At 74.8% G+C, this 20,564-nt stretch carries 16 protein-coding genes; 11 read left to right on the top strand and 5 right to left on the bottom strand.

The features are described 5' to 3' along the window. Positions 1-8 precede the first annotated feature (8 nt). The gene (locus tag LPU43_RS12130) at positions 9-1,646 is read right to left on the bottom strand and encodes an ABC-F family ATP-binding cassette domain-containing protein (protein ID WP_229400426.1); all 1,638 of its coding nucleotides are present in this window, start codon (positions 1,644-1,646) and stop codon (positions 9-11) included. A gap of 83 nt (positions 1,647-1,729) precedes the next feature. On the opposite strand from LPU43_RS12130, the gene LPU43_RS12135 reads away from it, so the two are divergent. The 3 genes from LPU43_RS12135 to LPU43_RS12145 all read left to right on the top strand — a co-directional run bounded on the left by LPU43_RS12135 (position 1,730) and on the right by LPU43_RS12145 (position 3,809). Continuing rightward, positions 1,730-2,476, top strand: a complete 747-nt coding sequence (locus LPU43_RS12135; RefSeq protein WP_229400427.1) for an ROK family protein — start codon at positions 1,730-1,732, stop codon at positions 2,474-2,476. 147 nt (positions 2,477-2,623) lie between these two features. Continuing rightward, the gene (locus LPU43_RS12140; RefSeq protein ID WP_229400428.1) at positions 2,624-2,992 is read left to right on the top strand and encodes a tetratricopeptide repeat protein; all 369 of its coding nucleotides are present in this window, start codon (positions 2,624-2,626) and stop codon (positions 2,990-2,992) included. 562 nt (positions 2,993-3,554) lie between these two features. After that, positions 3,555-3,809, top strand: a complete 255-nt coding sequence (locus tag LPU43_RS12145) for a Smr/MutS family protein (RefSeq protein ID WP_013736060.1) — start codon at positions 3,555-3,557, stop codon at positions 3,807-3,809. Between the two features lie 40 nt (positions 3,810-3,849). Here the strand turns inward: LPU43_RS12145 and LPU43_RS28905 are convergent, their stop codons facing one another. Both LPU43_RS28905 and LPU43_RS12155 read right to left on the bottom strand, forming a co-directional pair. Continuing rightward, positions 3,850-4,002, bottom strand: a complete 153-nt coding sequence (locus LPU43_RS28905; RefSeq protein ID WP_229400429.1) for a hypothetical protein — start codon at positions 4,000-4,002, stop codon at positions 3,850-3,852. A 163-nt stretch (positions 4,003-4,165) separates the two neighbouring features. After that, positions 4,166-6,589 (bottom strand): M28 family peptidase, encoded by a 2,424-nt coding sequence (locus LPU43_RS12155; RefSeq protein WP_229400430.1) that lies wholly within the window; start codon positions 6,587-6,589, stop codon positions 4,166-4,168. A gap of 260 nt (positions 6,590-6,849) precedes the next feature. On the opposite strand from LPU43_RS12155, the gene LPU43_RS12160 reads away from it, so the two are divergent. The 7 genes from LPU43_RS12160 to LPU43_RS12190 all read left to right on the top strand — a co-directional run bounded on the left by LPU43_RS12160 (position 6,850) and on the right by LPU43_RS12190 (position 15,674). Continuing rightward, a complete protein-coding gene (locus LPU43_RS12160) occupies positions 6,850-8,049 on the top strand; it encodes a PP2C family protein-serine/threonine phosphatase (RefSeq protein WP_229400431.1) in 1,200 nt (399 codons plus the stop codon). Then, a complete protein-coding gene (locus LPU43_RS12165; RefSeq protein ID WP_229400432.1) occupies positions 8,046-9,812 on the top strand; it encodes a sensor histidine kinase in 1,767 nt (588 codons plus the stop codon). The genes LPU43_RS12160 and LPU43_RS12165 overlap by 4 nt, the downstream gene beginning before the upstream one ends. Beyond that, complete coding sequence (locus LPU43_RS12170; protein WP_229400433.1) at positions 9,809-10,261, top strand: response regulator; 453 nt, start codon at positions 9,809-9,811, stop codon at positions 10,259-10,261. Before LPU43_RS12165 ends, LPU43_RS12170 begins: the two co-directional genes overlap by 4 nt. Next, the gene (locus LPU43_RS12175) at positions 10,254-11,063 is read left to right on the top strand and encodes an inositol monophosphatase family protein (protein ID WP_229400434.1); all 810 of its coding nucleotides are present in this window, start codon (positions 10,254-10,256) and stop codon (positions 11,061-11,063) included. The genes LPU43_RS12170 and LPU43_RS12175 overlap by 8 nt, the downstream gene beginning before the upstream one ends. Positions 11,064-11,287: 224 nt before the next feature. Next, positions 11,288-12,298 (top strand): coiled-coil domain-containing protein, encoded by a 1,011-nt coding sequence (locus LPU43_RS12180; RefSeq protein ID WP_505845437.1) that lies wholly within the window; start codon positions 11,288-11,290, stop codon positions 12,296-12,298. 36 nt (positions 12,299-12,334) lie between these two features. Continuing rightward, a complete protein-coding gene (locus LPU43_RS12185) occupies positions 12,335-13,885 on the top strand; it encodes a fused MFS/spermidine synthase (protein WP_229400435.1) in 1,551 nt (516 codons plus the stop codon). Positions 13,886-13,955: 70 nt separating this feature from the next. Continuing rightward, positions 13,956-15,674, top strand: a complete 1,719-nt coding sequence (locus LPU43_RS12190) for a serine/threonine-protein kinase (RefSeq protein WP_229400436.1) — start codon at positions 13,956-13,958, stop codon at positions 15,672-15,674. Positions 15,675-15,792: 118 nt separating this feature from the next. Here the strand turns inward: LPU43_RS12190 and LPU43_RS12195 are convergent, their stop codons facing one another. Both LPU43_RS12195 and LPU43_RS12200 read right to left on the bottom strand, forming a co-directional pair. Further along, entirely contained in the window at positions 15,793-16,461 is a 669-nt protein-coding gene (locus LPU43_RS12195; RefSeq protein ID WP_229400437.1) for a potassium channel family protein, read from the bottom strand. Next, entirely contained in the window at positions 16,451-17,785 is a 1,335-nt protein-coding gene (locus LPU43_RS12200; protein WP_229400438.1) for a TrkH family potassium uptake protein, read from the bottom strand. Before LPU43_RS12200 ends, LPU43_RS12195 begins: the two co-directional genes overlap by 11 nt. Before the next feature lie 479 nt (positions 17,786-18,264). Here LPU43_RS12200 and LPU43_RS12205 point away from each other — a divergent pair, with 479 nt between their 5' ends. Further along, positions 18,265-20,556 carry a DEAD/DEAH box helicase gene (locus LPU43_RS12205; protein ID WP_229400439.1) on the top strand — a complete coding sequence of 764 codons (2,292 nt, stop codon included), beginning with the start codon at positions 18,265-18,267 and terminating at the stop codon, positions 20,554-20,556. Positions 20,557-20,564 lie beyond the last annotated feature (8 nt).

The raw sequence follows: 20,564 nt of genomic DNA on the forward strand, positions 1-20,564 counted from the left end.
GTGCGGCGTCAGTCCTCGGAGATCCGCCCGTCCGCCACCCGCACCCGACGGTTGACGGTCACCGCGTCCAGCATCCGCCGGTCGTGGGTGACCAGCAGCAGCGTCCCGGGGTACCCGGCCAGCGCCGACTCCAACTGCTCGATGGCCGGCAGGTCCAGGTGGTTCGTCGGCTCGTCGAGCACCAGCAGGTTCACCCCGCGCCCCTGCAACAGCGCCAGCGCGGCCCGGGTCCGCTCGCCGGGCGACAGCGACGCCGCCGGCCGCAGGACATGGTCGGCCCGCAGGCCGAACTTCGCCAGCAGCGTCCGCGCGTCCGCCGGGGAGAGCTCCGGTACGGCCAGCCGGAACGCGTCCAGCAGCGGCTGGCCGCCGAGGAACAGCCCCCGGGCCTGGTCGACCTCGCCGACCACCACCCCGGGGCCGAGCGAGGCGTGCCCGCCGTCCAGGGGCAGCCGCCCCAGCAGCGCCCCGAGCAGCGTGGTCTTGCCGGAGCCGTTCGCCCCGGTGATCGCCATCCGGTCGGCCCAGTCGACCTGGAGGTTCACCGGGCCGAGGGTGAAGTCGCCCCGGCGTACCACGGCGTCGCGGAGCGCGGCCACGACGGCGCCGGCGCGGGGCGCGGCGGCGATCTCCATGCGCAGCTCCCACTCCTTGCGCGGCTCCTCGACCACCTCCAGCCGCTCGATCAGCCGGTCCGTCTGCCGGGCCTTCGCCGCCTGCTTCTCCGACGTCTCGCCGCGGAAGTGCTTGACGTGCTTGTCCGGGTCGGTGGCCTTGCGCCGGGCGTTGCGCACGCCCTTCTCCATCCAGGCCCGCTGGGTGCGGGCGCGCGCCTCCAGGGAGGCCCGGGTGTCGGCGTACTCCTCGTACTCGGCGCGGGCGTGCCGGCGGGCCACCTCCCGCTCCTCCAGGTATCCCGCGTAGCCGCCGCCGTAGTGCCGGACCTGCTGCTGGTGCAGGTCCAGCTCCAGCACCCGGGTCACCGTGCGGGCCAGGAACTCCCGGTCGTGGCTGACCAGCACCGTGCCGGCGCGCAGGCCGGTGACGAACTTCTCCAGCCGGTCCAGCCCGTCCAGGTCGAGGTCGTTGGTGGGCTCGTCGAGCAGGAAGACGTCGTACCGGCTGAGCAGCAGCGAGGCCAGCCCGGCGCGGGCCGCCTGGCCCCCGGACAGGCCGGTCATCGGGTGGTCCAGGTCGACGGTCAGCCCCAGCTCGGCGGCCACCTGCTCGGCGCGCTCCTCCAGGTCCGCCCCGCCGAGGTCGAGCCAGCGCTCCAGCGCCTCCGCGTACGCGTCGTCGGCCCCCACCGCCCCGCCCGTCAGTGCCTCCGTCGCCGCGTCCAGCGCCGCCTGCGCGGCCGTCACCCCGGTCCGCCGGGCCAGGAAGTCCCGCACCGTCTCCCCGGGGCGGCGCTCCGGCTCCTGCGGCAGGTGCCCGACCGTCGCCGTGGGCGGGCTCAGCGTGACGCTGCCGGCCTCGACGGGCAGCGCCCCCGCGAGGGTGCGCAGCAGCGTCGACTTGCCGGCCCCGTTCACCCCGACGAGGCCGATCACGTCGCCCGGGGCGACCACCAGCTCCAGCCCGGAGAAGAGCAGCCGGTCCCCGTGGCCGGCGGCGAGATCCTTGACTACCAATGTGGCGCTCATGACGAGGCGAGCCTAACCGTCGCGTCCAGCGACTTCCGTGACCGGTGGGGGTCGCCCCCGGCCCGCCGGGCAGACTCACCGGTGTGGTGACCACCCTGGCGATCGACTGCGGAGGCGGCGGGATCAAGGCGTCGGTGCTCGACGGGGCGGGGACGATGCGGGCCCGTCCGCTGCGGGTGCCCACCCCGTACCCGCTGCCGCCGGAACTGTTCGTGCGGACGCTGCTGGACCTCGGGGCCCGGCTGCCCGCAGCCGACCGGGTGACCGTCGGGATGCCCGGGATGCTCCGGCACGGCGTGGTGGTGGCGACCCCGCACTACGTCACCCGGGCGGGCCCCCGCTCGAAGGTCGACCCCGCCCTGCTCGCCGAGTGGTCCGGCTTCGACGCGCGGACGGCGCTCGCCGACGCGTTCGGGGTGCCCGCGCTGGTGCTCAACGACGCCGAGGTGCACGGCGCCGGGGTGGTCGCCGGCACCGGCCTGGAGCTGGTGCTGACCCTCGGCACCGGGCTGGGCAGCGCCGTCTTCGACGGCGGGGTGCTCGCCCCGCACCTGGAGCTGTCGCACGCGCCGGTGCGCTGGGGCACCACCTACGACACGTACGTGGGGGAGCCGGAGCGCCGACGCCTCGGCGACGCGTTCTGGTCCCGCCGGATCCGGCAGGTGGTGGACGGGCTGCGCCCGGTGTTCCGCTGGGACCGGCTCTACCTGGGCGGCGGCAACTCCCGGCTGATCCGCCCCGAGCAGCTCGCCCGGATGGGCGACGACGTGGTGGTCGTCCCGAACACGGCCGGAATAGTGGGCGGCGTCCGCGCCTGGACCCTGGTGTAAGGAGGGGCACCTTGTTAACGCTTTCTGTATAGGAAGGGCCCCTTCCTAACCGCCGCTCCGCGCGCGCTCCGGCGAGGAACACTCGCGGTCCGCCCGGCGTTGTGTCAGCGTCGGAGCAGAGGCGCGCGAGACGAGGGGGTGCGGTCGATGGATCTTCTGGCGGAGTACCGGCGGGCGACCATGTTCTTCGAGATGGGTGACGCGTCCGGGGCGGTCCGGCTGCTGGAGCCGATCGTCGAGGCCGAGCCCGGCAACTCGGCCGTGCGGCAGTTGCTGGCCCGGGCGTACTTCCAGACTGCCCAGCTCAACCGCGCCGAGGAGCAGCTGCGCGAGCTGGTGGACCGGGACCCGAGCGACCACTACGCGCACCACGTGCTGGGCCGCACGCTGGAGCGGATGAACCGGCCGGCGGACGCGCTGCGGCACCTGCGCATCGCCGCCGCGATGCACGCGACGAACGACGACTACACGACGGCCCTGCGTCGGGTGGAGAGCCGCGTCAACGGCGCTCATTGAGCGCGCGGCACGAACTCGGCGGCGTCGACCGGGGTGTCGTCGCTGCTGCCCCCGTAGTGCGGGGGGAGGGCGCCCGCCCTCCCCCCGCACGTCCTCGGGCGCGTTCGGGTGCCTCGGTGCCGAGATCCGGGGGCGCGGCTCGAAGGGGCCGCCCGCCGAGGGCCGGCGGCGTGACTCTTCGTCACACTCACTGCCGCCGACATGACGCCCCACGCCCCCTTTGCTCTGCACCCGCCCACGCAACACCGTGCCGGAACTGCGGGCTTACAGGATCACCCTGGAGATTGGGCTGCGGCGCTCGGTGGCGCTGCGTGACCGTCCAGCGAGTGTTGCGTCCTATGAAGCAGAGCAAAGGGGCGCGGGTGGTGGGGTGGGCGCGGCCCGCGGGGGCGCGTCGCGGCGTGGGGTGTCGCTGTGTGAGGCGTGGCGGCGTGGTGCGTCGTGGCGTGAGGCGTGGTGGCGGGCGTGGGGCGTCCCGGCGCGGGTGGGCGGGCGGCGGACGGGGGCGGCGCGCCGGCCTACCATGGGCTGCCATGGGAGCCGAGCAGGTGGTGGAGGCGGAATGAAGCTCAAGCTGGACCTGCACGACATCTTCAACAAGGGCCATGACATCGACCGGGCGCTGCGCGGGATCATGGACGAGGCGGTGGCGAAGAAGGCCACCCTCGTCGAGATCATCCCCGGCAAGGGGTCCGGCCAGCTCAAGAAGCGCGTGCTGCGGTTCCTCGACCAGAAGGACGTCAAGCAGCTCTACCACCGGGTCGAGAAGGACTCGAAGAACTTCGGCCGCCTCTTCGTCCACTTCCGCTGGAAGTAGCGACGACGTGACCCCGTGAGCCGCAGCACCCCGGGGATGCTCAGAGGTCCAGGACGCCGACCGTCTGACCGTCGCTCTGCTCGCCCGTCGGGCGGAAGCCCAACCGCAGGTAGAACGGTTCCGGTCCGCCGGCCCGCGGCTCCCAGGTGACGTACGCCCGGGTGCCGCCCCGGGCCCGGATCTCCCCGCACACCGCCTCGACGGCGAACCGGCCGTAGCCGCTGCCCTGCGAGTCGGCCGCGATGTTCAGTCGCCACAGACCGGAGCGCAGGTCGGTGGGGTCGTCGCCCCAGGGGATGTCGAGGAAGCACGGCCGTCGCGTCCGTAACGGCCGTGCTTCCCGCCCACCTGCCGGGTCAGAGCGGGTACGTGCGGGCCACCGCGAGCATCTCCGAGGTGTGGGAGCCGACCACGCCCACGTCCGGCGGGCGGGGGCGGAAGCCGGGCACCCCGGTGAGCCCGTCGCTGGCGTCCATGACGCGGAGCCGGGCCGGCCCGCCGCCGGGCGCGAGCGTCAGGGCGACCTCGACGCCCTCGGGCGGCGGGGCGTGGAAGACCACTCCGAAGGCCCAGTCCGCGCCCTCGTCGGGGTCGCCGACGTCCAGAGCCCGCCCGTTCACCGTCGCCGCCGTCACGATCGCGCCGCCGACGTGCAGGGTGGCGAGCCGCACCTGCCGCTGCGGGAGCACCCGCACCCGCATGGTCCGCTGCTGCGCGGAACGGTCGTCGGCGAGGACCTCCAGCTTCGGCGCGGGCAGGTTCGCCGCCTGCGCCGGGCCGCCGCGCAGCACCGCGCCCCCGAGCCCCGGGAAGTCGCCGACGTCGACCACCCCGTCCACGTACCCCGCCGTCCACGGCTGCGGGTCCGTTTCGCGGCTGAGCCAGCGGGCCTGGCCGGTGCCGGCGTCGAGGGCGTACATCAGGTGGGTGGGCACGGGGTGGTCGGCGTCGAAGCGGTCGACGGCGAGCCCGACCCCCGCGAACACCGCCGCCGCGAGCCCGGCGGCCACGGCCGGCAGCGCGCCCGCCCGCCGGGCGCGGGCCGCGACCAGCCCGCGCTGCCCGCCGGCCTCGGGGTGCAGCAGGTCCACCACCGGCAGCACGGCCAGCCCGAGCAGCACCGCGACCAGCGCCGCGACCCCGCCCATGCCCATGCCGAGCGCGGGGAAGAGCAGCACCACAGGCGGCAGCAGGACCACCACGGCGACCGCGCCGGCCAGGGTGACCGCGACGACCGGCCACGGGCCGTCGAGCCGGGCGGCGAGGGCGACCAGCCCGGCCGCCGCGCCGGCCAGGGCCGGCAGGCTCGCCAGGTACGCCCCACCGGGCACCAGCACGGCGAGCACCACCCCGAGCACGGCCAGCCAGCCCAGCCCGCCGATCGCCAGGGCGGCCGGGCCGACCCGGCGGCGGCTCAGCGCGTACCAGGTGAACAGGATCGCGGCGGCGAGCGCCACCACGGCGAGCCGGTACCCGGTGGGCCGGTACGGGTCGAGCAGCTCGGCATAGCCGGGCCGGACGGTGGTGATGCCCGCCCAGAGCAGCCACGCGGCCAGCGGCGCGGCGACGATCGGCACCAGCGCCAGCCCGAAACCGGCGGCGAGCCGCCCGTACGTGGTCCGGCCGCGCCGCCGGGCCAGCGCGCCGAGCGCGGCCACGGCGACCAGCGCGGCCAGGGCCAGCGGCAGCACCAGCCAGCCGGGGTAGCGGACCAGGCCCCCGGGGACGGGGAAGTACGTGGCGTCGTGCCCGGCGTCCAGGGCCTTCAGGTCGACGCGGCCGAACTCGCGGGCCAGGCCGAGGGCGTTGTCGCCGTGGTGCTGGAGGCTGGCCCGGTCCATCCCGGCCGGCGTGTCCAGGGGGGTGTGGTAGAGGGCTCCGCCGTCGATGTACGCGGAGTTCAGCCCGGTGAAACCGGCCCGGTCGAGGAACGCGGTGAAGTCGGTGTCGTTGGGCAGCGCCCGGTAGATCTCCACCGCGAAGGAGGTGCCGACCGGGTGCGGGGCGGCCCGGCCGAAGACGTCCACCAGCCTGGCGTTGTCCCGGGACGTCTCGAACATGATCACGGGACCGGTGGAGCCGCGCGCCTCCAGGTTGAGCACGACCCCGCCGTCGGCGGCGAGCGGGTGCTGCCCGGCGAACGCGGACGCCCCGCACAGGCACGCCTCCTCGGCGTCGGTGAGCACGAAGACGACGTCGTTGCGGGGGCGGGGCCCGGCGGCCAGGGCCCGGGCGGTCTCCAGGATCGTCGAGGTGCCGGCGGCGTCGTCGTTGCCGCCCGGCCCGGACTGCACCGAGTCGTAGTGGGCGACCAGGAACACCTTGCCGGTCGGGTCGGTGCCGGGCAGCACGGCCACGACGTTGCGCACCCGGGCCAGGGTCGTTCCGGCGGCGGCCCCGCTGAGCTGGCCGGCCTCCTCGGCGACGGTGTCCTGCACGGTGGTCTCCAGCCCCAGGCCGCGCAGCACGCCCTCCACGTGCGCGCGGACCTCGTCGTTGGCCGGGCTGCCGGCCGGGTGCGGCCGGGTCGCGATCGCCTGCACGTGCTCGTACGCCCGCCCGGCGCTGAACTCGTCGGCCGGGGCGTCGGCCGGGGCCGGGGCGGGGGTGTCCAGGTCGTACGCGACGGTGCCGCCGACCGCGAGCAGGGCGGCGAGCGCGGCGAGGGCGGCGAGCGCCCGGCGGCGGGGCCGGGCCAGCGCACGGTCGGCGGCGGCGGTCGGCGTTGCGGCGGGGGGTGGTGTGGACGGGGGCGGTGTGGTGGGGGGCGGTGCGCCCACGGGAACTCCTCGGGGTCGGGCCAGGTGGGCCCCATCCTGCACCTTCGCGCCGCGGGCGGGCTTCCCGGAAGGGCCGCCGGCCGGCGCGGGGTGACCGGGTGCATGACCGGCCGTGCAGAGCCCGTCGTGTTGTGTGGGACCGTTGTCTAATACAGGATCAGCAGGGCACTCGGAAGGAGCCCGACATCACCAGCGATCTCCCGCGCCTCGCGGCGGTGAACCGGCCGTCCCGAGGGGCCGGCCCTGCCGGTCCCTCCTTCGTGCCGTACCCGCACGGCGGCGTCGGGCAGCACCCCAACCTGCCCCCCGGCGAGCGGCTGCGGGTGCTGCTGGTCGAGGACGACGAGGGCGACGCCTTCCTGGTCAGCGAGCTGCTCGCCGAGACCAACTCGATGATCGACCTGCTCGTCGCCACCAGCCTCAGCGAGGCGCGGCAGCGGGTGGCCGGCGTCGACTGCGTGCTGCTCGACCTCGGCCTGCCCGACGCCCAGGGGCTGGACGGGCTGCGTCAGGTGCTGGAGATGTCGAGCGGCGCGGCGGTCTGCGTGCTGACCGGCCGCTCCGACGAGCACCTGGGCATCGTCGCGGTCGCCGAGGGCGCCCAGGACTACCTGGTCAAGGGCCAGGTCGACGGGGTGCTGCTGGCCCGGGCCCTGCGCTACGCGGTCGAGCGCAAGCGGGCCGACGAGAACGCCCGGCGGCTGCGCGAGGTGGAGCTGCGCCAGGCGGAGTCCGCCCGGCTGGAGCGGGGGCTGCTGCCCCAGCCGCTGATGTCGACCGACGAGGTGGCGGTGCACACCTTCTACCGCCCCGGCCGGCATGCCGCGCTGATCGGCGGCGACTTCTACGACGTGGTGCAGACCCGGCAGGACCGGGTCGACCTCATCGTCGGCGACGTGTGCGGGCACGGGGTGGACGAGGCGGCCCTCGGGGTGGAGCTGCGGGTCGCCTGGCGCGCCCTCGTGCTGGCGGGGGTGCCCGACGACGAGGTGCTGCCCGCGCTGGAGCAGGTGCTGATGAGCGAGCGCCGGCTCCAGGAGATCTTCGCCACCGTGGCGACCGCCCGACTCGACCTGGCCCGCAACGCCGCCACGGTGCGGCTCGCCGGCCATCCGCCGCCGCTGCTGCTGTCCGGGGGTAAGGTCGCGCCGGTGCCGGCGCCGGGCGGCCTGCTGCTCGGTGTGCGTCCCCGCCGGCCCGTGGCCTTCGACCTGGAGTTCGACAGCGATGACTGGTCCCTGCTGATGTACACCGACGGCCTCATCGAGGGGCGGGTCGGCGACGGCGACGAGCGGCTCGACGTGCCGGGCCTGACCGCCCTGCTCGGCGAGCCCGACAACCTCGCCGTGCCGCTTTCGGAGCTGCCGGCCTGGCTGGTGGGGCGGGCGGAGCAGCTCAACGACGGCCCGTTCGCCGACGACGTGGCGATGCTCCTGGTCACCCGGGGCGGTGGCCGGTGAGGGCCCGGTTCGCCGGTTGGACCCTGCGCCGCCGGGTCGTGGCGCTGCTCACCGTCGTGGGCGTGCTGCTCGGCGTCTCCGTGGCGGTCGAGATCGCCGTGGCGACCAAGAACCGCGAGCACATCAACACGGTGCTGAACCGCGCCGGCCCGCTGCGCGCCTGGTCGCAGGAGCTGCTCGGCGTGCTGGTCGACCAGGAGACGGCGATCCGCGGGTACGCCCTCACCGGCAACGACCGCGACCTCGAACCGTACGTGCAGGGCAGCGCGCGTGAGCAGCAGCTCTACCGCGACATGCGCGCCCTGATCGGGGTCTACCCGAGCCTGCGCGGCCAGCTCGACCGGGTGGAGGCGGAGGCGGCCGAGTGGCGGCGCACGGTCGCCGAGCCGGTGATCCGGACCACGGAGCAGGAGGGCACGGAGGCCGGGCGGGCGCTGGTCACCGACCAGACCCGGCAGCGCTTCACCGTGATCCGCACGTCGGTCGCCGAGCTCCAGCAGGGCATCCTCGCCGAGCGGGAGAAGAGCGCGGACGACATCTACCGCACCAGCAGCATCCTGGTGGTGCTGCTGGTGATGGCGGCGCTGGTGGTGGTGGCGGCCGGCGCGGTGCTGCTGATCTCGCTGGACCGGATGGTGGTCCGGCCGCTGACCGGCCTCGCCGAGCAGGTCCGCGAGGTGGCCGAGGGCGACTACCAGCACCGGATCGTGGGGGCGGGCCCGCCGGAGCTCCAGCAGCTCGCCGGCGACGTGGACGCGATGCGCCAGAAGATCGCCAAGGAACTGGCCGAGGTGCGCGAGGCCCGGGAGAGCATCGAGTGGGTCAACAGCCAGCTCCAGAAGCAGGCCGAGGAGCTGGTCCGCTCCAACCGCGACCTGGAGCAGTTCGCGTACGTCGCCTCGCACGACCTCCAGGAGCCGCTGCGTAAGGTGGCCAGCTTCTGTCAGCTCCTCCAGCGCCGGTACGCGGGGCAGCTCGACGAGCGGGCCGACCAGTACATCGCCTTCGCCGTCGACGGCGCGCAGCGGATGCAGCGCCTGATCAACGACCTGCTGGCGTTCTCCCGGATCGGGCGGCTCACCACCGGCTTCACCGAGGTCGACCTGAACCGGTTGATGGGCGACGTGGCGGGGCAGACCGAGTCCGCCCGGCAGTACGCCGACGCCGAGCTGACCTGGGACGAGCTGCCGACGATCCGTGGCGAGGAGCCCCTGCTGACCAACCTGGTGGCGAACCTGGTCAGCAACTCGGTCAAGTTCCGCCGCCCGGACGTGCCGCCGAGGGTGCACGTCTCCGCCCGCCTGGTGGGCGACGAGTGGGAGATCAGCTGCCAGGACAACGGCATCGGCATCGAGCCGGAGTTCGCCGACAAGATCTTCGTCATCTTCCAGCGGCTGCACTCGAAGGACGCCTACCCGGGCACCGGCATCGGCCTGGCGATCGTCAAGAAGATCGTCGAGTACCACGGCGGCCGGGTCTGGGTGGACACCGGCACCGCCGAGGGGACCGCGATCCGGTTCACCCTCCCGGCCCTGCCGGAGGACGTCGAGGCGGCCCGGGAGGCCGAGCGGCGGGCCGCCGAGGCCGACGCGGCGGAGGCGGGGGAGCCGGCCGACGGGTCTGAGCCGGCCGACGGGTCTGAGCCGGCCGGGGACGACGCGACCGGGGCGCGCCCGCCCCGGCAGGCCGACCCCCGGACGGAGCGGGCCGACGGGGCCCCGGACAGCGACAGCACGGGCGGCGTGAAGGAGACAGTGGGATGACCGCGCCAGCGGACGGCAGGAGTCCGATCGAGGTGCTGCTGGTCGAGGACGACCCGGGCGACGTGCTGATGACCCAGGAGGCGTTCGAGGAGCACAAGCTCCGCAACCGGCTCACCGTCGTCTCCGACGGCGCGGAGGCGCTGGCCTACCTGCGCCGGGAGGGCCAGTACGCGGACGCCGTCGCGCCGGACCTGATCCTGCTCGACCTGAACCTGCCCCGCCGGGACGGCCGGGAGGTGCTGGAGGAGATAAAGAAGGACGAGCAGCTCTGCCGCATCCCGGTGGTGGTGCTGACCACCTCCCAGGCCGACGAGGACATCCTGCGCAGCTACCAGCTCCACGCGAACGCGTACGTCACCAAGCCGGTCGACTTCGAGCGGTTCATCTCGGTGGTCCGGCAGATCGACGAGTTCTTCGTCAGCGTGGTGAAGTTGCCGCCCCGTGGCTGACACCCTGCTGGACGACGTCTCCGAGCTGCTGCGCCGCGCGGCGGCCGACGTCGTGCTTCCCCTGTTCCGCAAGCTCGACGACGCCGACGTCACCGAGAAGGCCCCCGGCGAGCTGGTCACCGTCGCCGACCGGCGCGCCGAGGAGCTGATCAGCGCCGGGCTGCGCCGGCTGCGCCCCGGCTCGGTGGTGGTCGGCGAGGAGGCCGTGGCCGAGGACCCGGCCCTGCTGGACCACCTGCGCGGCGGCGGGGACGTCTGGTTGGTCGACCCGGTCGACGGCACCTCCAACTTCGCCGCCGGCAAGCGGCCCTTCGCGCTGATGGTGGCCCTCCTGACCGACACGCAGCCGGCTGCCGCCTGGGTGCTGGACCCGCTGGCCGAGACGCTGGCGGTGACCCGGGTGGGCGAGGGCACCACGGTCAACGGCGCGCCGGTGCGCGGCGACCACGAGGTGCCGCCGACCGGCGCCCTGCGGGGCACCGCGATGACCCGCTTCCTGCCACCGGAGGCCCGGCGGCGCGCCGAGGCGGGCGCGGAACGGATCGGGGAGCTGCTCCCCGGCCAGCACTGCGCCGGCCGGGAGTACCTGGACCTGCTCGCCGGGGACCAGCAGTTCGTGCTCTTCTGGCGCACCCTGCCCTGGGACCATGCCCCGGGCACGCTGCTGGTCCGGGGGGCCGGCGGGGTGGCCCGGCGCTTCGACGGCAGCGACTACGACCCCGCCGACGACGGCCGGGGGCTGCTGGTCGCCGTGAACGAGCAGGTCTGGGCCGAGGCCCACGAGGCGCTGGTACACGGCTGAGCTGCCCGCCGCCGGCCCGGAGGTCCACATCGGTGCGCGGTGCGGTCACGGGGGCCGGACGGGATCGACCGGTCCGGTATCGTGACCGGCGGTTTCCGCCAGCAGGCCGCCGCCCGGCGCCGGTGGGGCCGCCGCCGCGCTGCGCACGACCCGGGCCGGCGGTCGAGGGAAGGGACGCTGCCGTGCCCAGGACCAGCCTCATCCGGCCTGGCGGCCGGGGGCCGCTGACCGTGTCGCGCGCCCGTCGCGGCGCGTGGCGGCTGACCGCGCTGCTCGCGGCCGTGGCGCTGCTGCTCGGGCTCGGGGTGGTGCCGGCGTCCGCCGAGCCCGCCGAGGGCGGGTCGAAGAAGCTCCGCGAGGCGCTGGAGTCCGCCGCCAAGGGGCACATCGAGGCCAAGGCGAAGCTGGACAACTCCAAGCGCCGGCAGAAGCTGCTGACCGAGCGGCTCAGGACGGTCGAGTCCACGTTGGACGGGCTGACCGCGCAGGTCGGCGAGGTGGCCGCGCAGTCGTACCGGCTGGGGCGGATGACCGCCCCGGCGCTGCTCATCCAGTCGGTCTCCCCGGAGGCGTTCCTGCAACGGGCCGGCGAGCTGGACGTGATGGCCCAGCGGGACAGCCGCCGGCTGCGGGCCCTCATCGCGACCCGGGATCAGGCCAACCGGGCGAAGATCGCCATCGACACCGAGGTCCGCGAGCAGAAGAAGCAGCTCACGGTGCTGGCCAAGAAGAAGCGGGAGGCCGAGCGGGCGCTCGCCGAGGTCAGCTCCGGCGGCGGCGCCGGGTTCGGCGGCGGCTCCGCCTCGGCCAAGCCGGCCCCGCGCAACTCCGACGGGTCCTGGCCGTCGGAGTCCTGCTCGGTCGACGACCCGACCCCCGCCAACGGCTGCATCACGCCGCGCACCCTGCACGCGCTCAAGCAGGCCCAGGCCGCCGGCTACACCCGGTACGTCTCCTGCTACCGCCCCAGCGGAGGCGGCGAGCACCCGAAGGGGCGGGCCTGCGACTTCTCGGCCGCCGTCGGCGGGTTCAAGGACGAGACGGCCACCGGCGGGGACAAGGCGTACGGCGACCGCCTGGCCAACTACTACAAGAACAACGCCAGCCGGCTCGGCGTGCTCTACGTGATCTGGTACCGGCAGATCTGGATGCCGAACACCGGGTGGCGGGCGTACAGCGGCAGCGGCAGCCCCGCCGCCGACCACACGAACCATGTTCATCTCTCGATGTACTGACCCGCGGGGCCGGGGGCGCTGCGTACCATCGCGACGGTGAGCAGTTCATCGCCCGACCTCGCGGTGGGCAGCGCGCCGGCGGCGCCCGCCGCCCACGCCCTGCCCAACGGCCTCGCCGCGTTCCTGGTCTTCTTCTCCAGCGGCGCGGTGCTCGTGCTGGAGACAGTCTCGCTGCGTCTGGTCGGCCCGTACGTCGGGGTCACCCTCCAGGTCACCAGCTCCGTCATCGGCATCGCGCTGGCCGCCATCGCGTACGGGGCGTGGACCGGCGGCTGGCTGGCCGACCGGCGCGACCCGCGCGGCCTGATCGCCCCGGCGCTGGTGCTCGCCGGCATCGCCGCCGCGGTCACCCTCCCGGTCGTCCGGTACGCCGGTGAGTCGCTGCGCGGTGGGGCGGCCAGCGCCGTGCTGCTGCTCACCGCGCTCGCCGTGTTCGTGCCGGCGGCGCTGCTGTCGGCCGTCACCCCGCTGGTGGTCAAGCTCCAGCTCGCCGACCTGCGCCGCACCGGGCAGGTGGTCGGCCGGCTCTCGGGCATCGGCACCCTCGGCGGCATCACCGCCACCCTGCTGACCGGGTTCGTCCTGGTGGCCGCGCTGCCCAGCACCGCCATCGTGCTCACCCTCGCGGTGCTGCTCGGGGCGACCGGGCTCGGGCTCGGGTGGTACCTGCACCGGCGGGGGCGCGCCGCGCTGCCCGGTCCGACCCGGGCCAGGGGCGCGCTCGCGGTGCTCGGGATCGTCGGGGCGGGGCTGACCACGGTCGCCCCCAACCCGTGCGACGTGGAGACGGCGTACCACTGCGCCTCGGTGCGCACCGACCCCGACCGCCCCTCCGGGCGGACGCTGCTGCTCAACTCGGCCGAGCACTCGTACGTCGACCTGGCCGACCCCACCCACCTGGAGTACGCGTACACGCGGTGGATCGGCGCGGCGGCCGACGTGGCCGCCCCGGCCCGGCAGCGCCTCGACGCCCTGCACCTGGGCGGCGGCGGCCTCACCGTGCCCCGCTACCTGACCGCGACCCGGCCGGGCACCGACAACCTGGTCTTCGAGATCGACGGCGGGCTGGTCGGGCTGAACCGCCGGGAGCTGGGCGCGACCGACGGCCCCGACCTGCGTACCCGGGTGGGCGACGCCCGGGTGCTGGTCGGCCGGGAGGCCACCGACAGCCGCGACCTGGTGGTGGGCGACGCGTTCGGGCACCTCGTGGTGCCCTGGCACCTGGCCACCCGAGAGATGGCCGCCGAGGTCGCCCGGGTGCTCCGCCCCGGCGGGATCTACGTGCAGAACGTCATCGACTACCCGCCGGGCCGGTTCGTCCGCAGCGAGGTGGCCACCGTCGCCGCCGCGTTCCGGCACGTCGCGCTGGTCGCCCCGCCCGACGCGGTCGCCGGCCTGGTGGGGTCCAACTTCCTCATCGTCGCCTCCGACGCGCCGCTGCCGCTGGGCCCGCTCGGGCAGCGGATCGCGGCCCTGCCCGAGGCGGCGAGCGTGCTCTCCGGGGCCACGCTGGGCTCGTTCGTCGGCGACGCGCTGGTGCTCACCGACGACTACGCCCCCGTGGACCAACTCCTCGCGACGGCCTGATCGGGTGATTCGCTGACCGATTCCGACGGTCGGGGGTTAGGAACACCCGCCACGGGCAAAACCTCCGACCATGGGTGGAGCGGTCCGTAACGGCGCGCAGGTGCTCGGTGACCGGTATCGGCTCATCGAGCAGCTCGGCGCGGGCGGCATGTCCGTCGTGTGGCGGGGCTACGACGAGGTGCTGGGCCGGCAGGTGGCGGTGAAGGTGCTCGCGTCCCGGCTGGCCAGCGACCGGGCGTTCCGGCACCGCATCCGGATCGAGGCGCAGGCCGCCGCGCGGCTCTGCCACCCCAACATCACCAACGTGTACGACTACGGCGAGTCCGAGCAGGTCGGGCTCACGGTGCCGTACGTCGTGATGGAGCTGGTCGACGGCGGCCCGCTCAGCGCCCGACTCGGCCGGGGCGCGACGCTGCCCTGGCGGGAGGCGGTGACGATCGGCGCGGAGGTCAGCTCGGCGCTGGCCACCGCGCACGCCCGGGGCGTGGTGCACCGGGACGTGACCCCGGGCAACGTCATGCTCACCCCGACCGGGGTGAAGGTCGTCGACTTCGGCATCTCGGCGCTGGCCGGGGAGAGCGAGAAGGGCGCGGACGGCACCCTGCTGGGCACCCCGGCGTACCTGGCCCCGGAGCGGCTGGACAACGGCCAGGTCTCCCCGGCCACCGACGTGTACGCCGTCGGCCTGCTGCTGTACCGGATGCTCACCGGCCGGCTGCCCTGGGAGGCCAGCACCACCACCCAGATGCTGCGCGCCCACATGTACACCGAGCCGGAGCCGATGCCCGAGGTGCCGGGGCTGCCCGACGAGGTGGCCGAGCTGGTGCGCCGCTGCCTGGCCAAGCGCCCCGAGGATCGCCCGCTGACCGCCGAGCTGGCCCGCACGCTCGCCGAGGCGGCCGGGATGCACGCCGCCGTGCCGGTGTCGCCCGCCCCGGGGCCGGCCGGCGCCTCGCCGCTCGACCCGGCCGCGCTCGCCAACGCCGGCACCACGATCCTGCCGTGGTCGGCGGAGACGGGCGCGCTGCCCCTGTCGGGCCGTACTCGCGCCCGGAGGGCGGCGGCGCGGCGGCGCAAGGTCGAGGCCGGGGTGGCGGCGGCCAGCCTGGTCGTGGTCACCGCGACGATGTGGGGGATGACCTCCCGCAGCTCGGCCAGCGGCGGGATCGACAAGCCCACCGAGGCCCGGATGGGCCTGGCCCAGCCCGCGCCGTGCGCGGTGGAGTACGCGCTGCGCAAGGACTCCGGCAAGGAGTTCACCGCCGAGCTGACCGTCACCAACACCGGCCAGCGGGAGCTGCGGGACTGGACGATGAGCTTCGCCTTCCCGGGGCAGCAGAGCGTGACGAAGGCCGACCCGGCGGTACGCCAGCAGGGCCGCACGGTCGAGGTGCGTCCGGCCGGCGCGCAGGCCACGCTGGGGCCGGGCGCGGCCAGGAAGCTGGCCCTGACCGGCCGGTACACGGGGACGAACCCGCTGCCGGTGGAGTTCCGCCTCGGCGACGCCGCCTGCCAGGTGCGGGTCTCCGGGGTGGCCGGTTCGGTGCCGACGACCGCGCCGACGACCAAGGCTCCGGCGAGGCCCACCACGAAGAAGGCGACGGTCGCGAAGGCCGGCCCGTCGGGTTCCTCGGGCTCCTCGGGCTCCTCGGGTTCGTCGGGCTCCTCGGGTTCGTCGGGCTCCTCGGCCAGGAGCGGCCCCGGGAGCGGCTCTGGCGGCGGCGCCAAGGCGAAACCCCACAAGCCAGGCAAGGGCAAGGGGGCCGGCGACAAGGGAAAAGGAAGGTGACGAAGGGAAAGGGGGCCGGCAAGGGTAAGGGAAAGGGAAAGGGCCGGTGACCTGACCGGCGGCTGTCCGAATCGGGTCAGCGCGGACCCGGGTCGCCGTGGTGTTGATCCGCGGGCCGTCAGGTCAGCGCGGCGAAGCGCTGCACCTGGGCGATGCCCCCCTCCACGATCAACACGCTGCCCGGGGCGAGGACCGTCCCCGGCTCGGCGTACCGGAACCGCTCGCCGGGGAGCTTCGCGCCGACCACCATCACCCCGTGGCGCTCGGACATGGCCAGGTCGCGCAGCCGACGGCCGACCAGCACGTCCGGCACCCGGACCGTGGCGATGGCGAAGTCGTCGCCGAGCTCGATGAAGTCGAGCATCTTGCTGACGATCAGGTGCGCGACCCGCTCCCCGGTCTCCGCCTCGGGGAAGATGACGTGGTGCGAGCCGACGGAGGCCAGTATCCGCGCGTGCTTCTCCGAGGTCGCCCGCGCCCAGACCTGCGGCACCCCCAGCTCGGTCAGCGCGAGGACGGTCAGCACGCTGGCCTCCAGGGAGGCGCCGATCGCCACCACCACGCGCGGGAAGTCCGCCACGCCGAGCTGCCGCAGCGCCCCCTCCTCGGTCGCGTCCGCCTGCACCACCCGATCGAGGTACGGCGACCAGCGCTGCACCTGGTCGCTGCCCCGGTCGATGGCGAGCACCTCGTAGCCGAGCTGGGTCAGCGACGTGGCCAGGTGGCAGCCGAACCGCCCCAGGCCGATCACCGCGATGCCGCTGTCGCCCCTGTTCCTAGCCGACAATGGGTTGCTCCTCCGCGTAGCGGTACAGACGCCGTCGGGTGTTCAACGCGATCGCGGACCCGAGGGTGAGCGGCCCGACCCGGCCGACGTACATCAGCAGGGCCAGGACGAGCCGGCCCGGCTCGTCGGAGGCCGACGCGACCCCGCTGGACAGGCCGGTGGTGCTGAACGCGGAGGTCACCTCCAGCAGCGCCCAGTGGTACGCCAGCCCCTCCGTGAGCAGCAGCAGGACGACGGTCCCGCCGGCGACCAGCGCGACGCTCAGCAGCGCCACGGTCAGCGCCTGCCGCTGGCTGGCCGTGGCCACCCGGCGGCGGCCCACCGTGACGTCCGGCTCGCCCCGCAGCTCGGCCCAGATGACGAAGGCGAGCAGGAAGAACGTGGAGACCTTGATCCCGCCGGCGGTGCTGGCGCTGCCGCCGCCGATGAACATCAGCGCGATCAGCAACGGGATGCTCTCCTCGTCCAGCTCCGCCGTGTCCAGGGTGGCGAACCCGCCGGTACGCACCACCGCGTTCTGGGTGAAGGCGGCCAGCAGCTTGCCGGGGACGTCGTACGGGCCGATGGTGCGCGGATCGGACCACTCGGCGGCGAGCAGGCCCACGAAGCCGACGACCAGCAGCACCGCGCTGCCCCAGACGGTGAGCTTCGTGGCGATCGCCCAGCGGTCCGGCCTGCGCCACCGCCGGGCCGCCTCGAACAGGGCCGGGAAGCCCAGCCCGCCGACGATCGTGCCGAACGCGATCGGCAGGCAGACCCACGGGTCGCGGGCGAAGCCGACGAGGCTGTCGGGGAAGAGGGCGAACCCGCCGTTGTTGAACCCCTGCACGGCGTGGAAGACGCCGTACCAGAGTGCCCGGCCGGGCGGGTAGTCGTAGCCGAGCCAGAACCGGCCGGCGAGCAGGCCGGTCATCACCGCCTCGCAGACGCCGACGGTGGCGGCGATGCGCAGCAGCAGCCGGCGCACGTCGCCCACGCCGAACTCCGCCGTCTCGGCCTGCACGAGCAGCCGGTTGCGCAGCCCGAGTTGCCGGGACACCACCAGGATCACCAGGGTGGCCCCGGTCAGGATGCCGAGCCCGCCGACCTGGGTGAGCACGGTGATCATCACCAGCCCGAACGTGTTCCAGTAGGCCGGGGTATCGACCACGGACATGCCCGTGACGGAGACCGCCGAGGTGGCGGTGAACAGCGCCGTGGTGAACGGGGTGTAGCGCGCCTCGCTGGTCGCCGCCGGCAGCATCAGCAGGCCGGTGCCGACCAGGATCACCGCCAGGAACCCGAACGGCACAAACCGCACGGGACGACGAAAAACCGAACGCACCCCCCAATCTTCCTGGCCCTACCCCCTCTCCCGCACCCAAACCCCGCCCCCGGCCCCCACCCCGCCCGCCCCCGCTGATCAAGAGGTTTGCGTCACAGCAACACGGAAGTCATGACGAAAACCTCTTGATCAACAAGGCGGCCAGCGCGCCTGGGTTCGCCCCGCAGCGTCGGCCCGGCTGTCAGCCTCCCCGGCCGCCATGGACCTCGGCGCCCGACCCGCCAGCGGTGCCCTACTCGGAGTGCGCCGAGCCGCCCGAGATCTTGGTACGAAATGGCCCCTTTGGGGGCCGTTTCTTACCAAGATTCACTCGCGTCTCGAACAGTGGGAGGGGAATCCCTGGAAGTGGGAGGGGGTGGGGCGGAGGGGCAGGAGGTTGCACCGAGGGCGCGGAATCGGGGGGCGGGAAGGGAGGCGAACGAGGCGGGAAGTGGGGGCGGGGCGGAGTGGATTCGGTGGGGCGCTGGTAGAAATGCCGGATGGGTCAGGATCGGGCGGCGGTACGGGAGCGGGCCGAGGCGGTGCTGCGCCGGCTGGCCGGGGAGCACGCCCGGCTGCGGGAGGACCAGTGGCGGGCCATCGAGGCGCTGGTGGTCGACCGGCGTCGGGTGCTCTGCGTGCAGCGCACCGGGTGGGGCAAGTCGGCGGTCTACTTCGTGGCCACCGCCCTGCTGCGGGAGCGCCCCACCGGGGCCGTCGCCCCCGCTGACGTCGTCGCCCCCGCCGAGCCACAGGCCGTCGCCCCCGTAGGCGGCACCCCCGCCGAGCCGCAGGCCGTCGCCCCCGTAGGCGGCACCCCTGCCGATCTGCGGGCCGTCGCCCCCGCCGAGCCGCAGGCCGTCGCCCCAGTAGGCGCTCCCGCCGGCCCGACCGTGATCGTGTCGCCGCTGCTGGCGTTGATGCGCAACCAGGTCGAGGCGGCGGCCCGCGCCGGCATCCGGGCCCGCACCATCAACTCGGCCAACCTCGACGAGTGGGACGAGATCACCGCCGAGATCCACGCCGGCGCGGTGGACGTGCTGCTGATCAGCCCGGAGCGGCTCAACAACCCGGACTTCCGGGACACCGTGCTGCCGAAGCTGGCGGCGACCACCGGCCTGCTGGTGGTCGACGAGGCGCACTGCGTCTCGGACTGGGGGCACGACTTCCGGCCCGACTACCGGCGGCTGCGCACGTTCCTCGGCAACCTGCCCGAGCGCACGCCCGTGCTCGCCACCACGGCCACCGCCAACGCCCGGGTCACCGCCGACGTCGCCGAGCAGCTCGGCGACGCCCTCGTGCTGCGCGGCACCCTGGACCGGGAGTCGCTGCGGCTCGGCGTGCTCGACCTGCCGAGTCCGGCGCACCGGCTGGGCTGGCTCGCCGACCACCTGGACCGGCTGCCGGGCTCCGGGATCGTCTACACGCTGACCGTGGCGGCGGCCGGCGAGACGGCGGAGTTTCTGCGCTCCCGGGGCTACCCGGTGGCGTCCTACACGGGCCAGGTCGAGGACGCCGACCGGCGGGCCGCCGAGCAGGACCTGCTCGACAACAAGATCAAGGCGCTGGTCGCCACGTCGGCGCTGGGCATGGGCTTCGACAAGCCCGACCTCGGCTTCGTGGTGCACCTCGGCGCGCCGCCGTCGCCGATCGCGTACTACCAGCAGGTCGGCCGCGCCGGTCGGGCCGTGGAGCATGCCGAGGTGCTGCTGCTGCCCGGCGCGGAGGACGCGGCGATCTGGCGGTACTTCGCCTCGCTCGCCTTCCCGCCGGAGGAGCAGGTCCGGGCCGTGCTGGCCGCCCTGCGCACCGACCGGCCGCTCTCCACCCAGGCCCTCGAACCGATCGTCGACCTGCGCCGGGCCCGCCTCGAACTGATGCTCAAGGTGCTCGACGTGGACGGCGCGGTGCGTCGGGTGCGCGGCGGCTGGCTCGCCACGGGCGAGCCCTGGGTCTACGACGAGGCCCGGTTGCGCCGCGTCGCCGAGGCGCGCACCGCCGAGCAGCGGGCCATGCGGGAGTACGCGACCACGCCCGGCTGCCGGATGCGGTACCTGCGCGAGTGCCTGGACGACGCCGGGGCGGGCGACTGCGGCCGGTGCGACCGGTGCGCGGGGCCGCTGTTCACCGCCGAGGTGTCCGGGCCGGCGCTGACCGCCGCGCAGGCGTACCTCGGGCGGCCCGGGGTCGAGATCGCGCCGAAGAAGCTGTGGCCGACGGGGCTGGACGCGGTGGGCGTACCGCTGAAGGGGCGCATCCCCCCGGCGGAGCAGGCGCTGCCGGGGCGGGCCGTGGGGCGGCTGTCGGACCTGGGCTGGGGCGGCCGGCTGCGCGAGTTGGTCGGGCCCGGTGCGGCGGACCAGCCGGTCCCCGACGACGTGGCCGGCGCGGTGGTCGAGGTGCTCAAGGCGTGGGCGCACGGCGACGACCCGTGGCCGCGCCGCCCGGCCGGGGTGGTCGCGGTCGGCTCCCGGGGGCGGCCCGCCCTGGTCGGTTCGCTCGCCGAGCGGATCGCCGCCGTGGGCCGGCTGCCGCTGCTCGGCGAGGTGGTCCCCACGGGGGCCGCGGGCCCGGGCGGCCCGCGCGGCAACAGCGCCCAGCGGGTACGCGCCCTGCACGACGCCTTCGCCGTGCCCGACGGGTTGGCCGACACGCTCGCCGGGCTGGACGGGCCGGTGCTGCTCGTGGACGATCTGGTGGACACGGGCTGGACGCTGACGATGGTGGCCCGGCTGCTGCGCCGCTCCGGCGCGCCCGACGTGCTCCCCCTGGCGCTGGCCGTCGCCGGCTGACGGAAGAG

The sequence above is a fragment of the Micromonospora okii genome (assembly GCF_020884795.1).
Lineage (GTDB): Bacteria > Actinomycetota > Actinomycetes > Mycobacteriales > Micromonosporaceae > Micromonospora > Micromonospora okii.

Coding starts and splice junctions, on each gene's coding strand:
- LPU43_RS12205 (WP_229400439.1), top strand. CDS start 18,265: ATGGGTCAGGATCGGGCGGCGGTACGGGAGCGGGCCGAGGCGGTGCTG.
- LPU43_RS12145 (WP_013736060.1), top strand. CDS start 3,555: ATGAAGCTCAAGCTGGACCTGCACGACATCTTCAACAAGGGCCATGAC.
- LPU43_RS12170 (WP_229400433.1), top strand. CDS start 9,809: ATGACCGCGCCAGCGGACGGCAGGAGTCCGATCGAGGTGCTGCTGGTC.
- LPU43_RS12130 (WP_229400426.1), bottom strand. CDS start 1,646: ATGAGCGCCACATTGGTAGTCAAGGATCTCGCCGCCGGCCACGGGGAC.
- LPU43_RS12190 (WP_229400436.1), top strand. CDS start 13,956: ATGGGTGGAGCGGTCCGTAACGGCGCGCAGGTGCTCGGTGACCGGTAT.
- LPU43_RS12140 (WP_229400428.1), top strand. CDS start 2,624: ATGGATCTTCTGGCGGAGTACCGGCGGGCGACCATGTTCTTCGAGATG.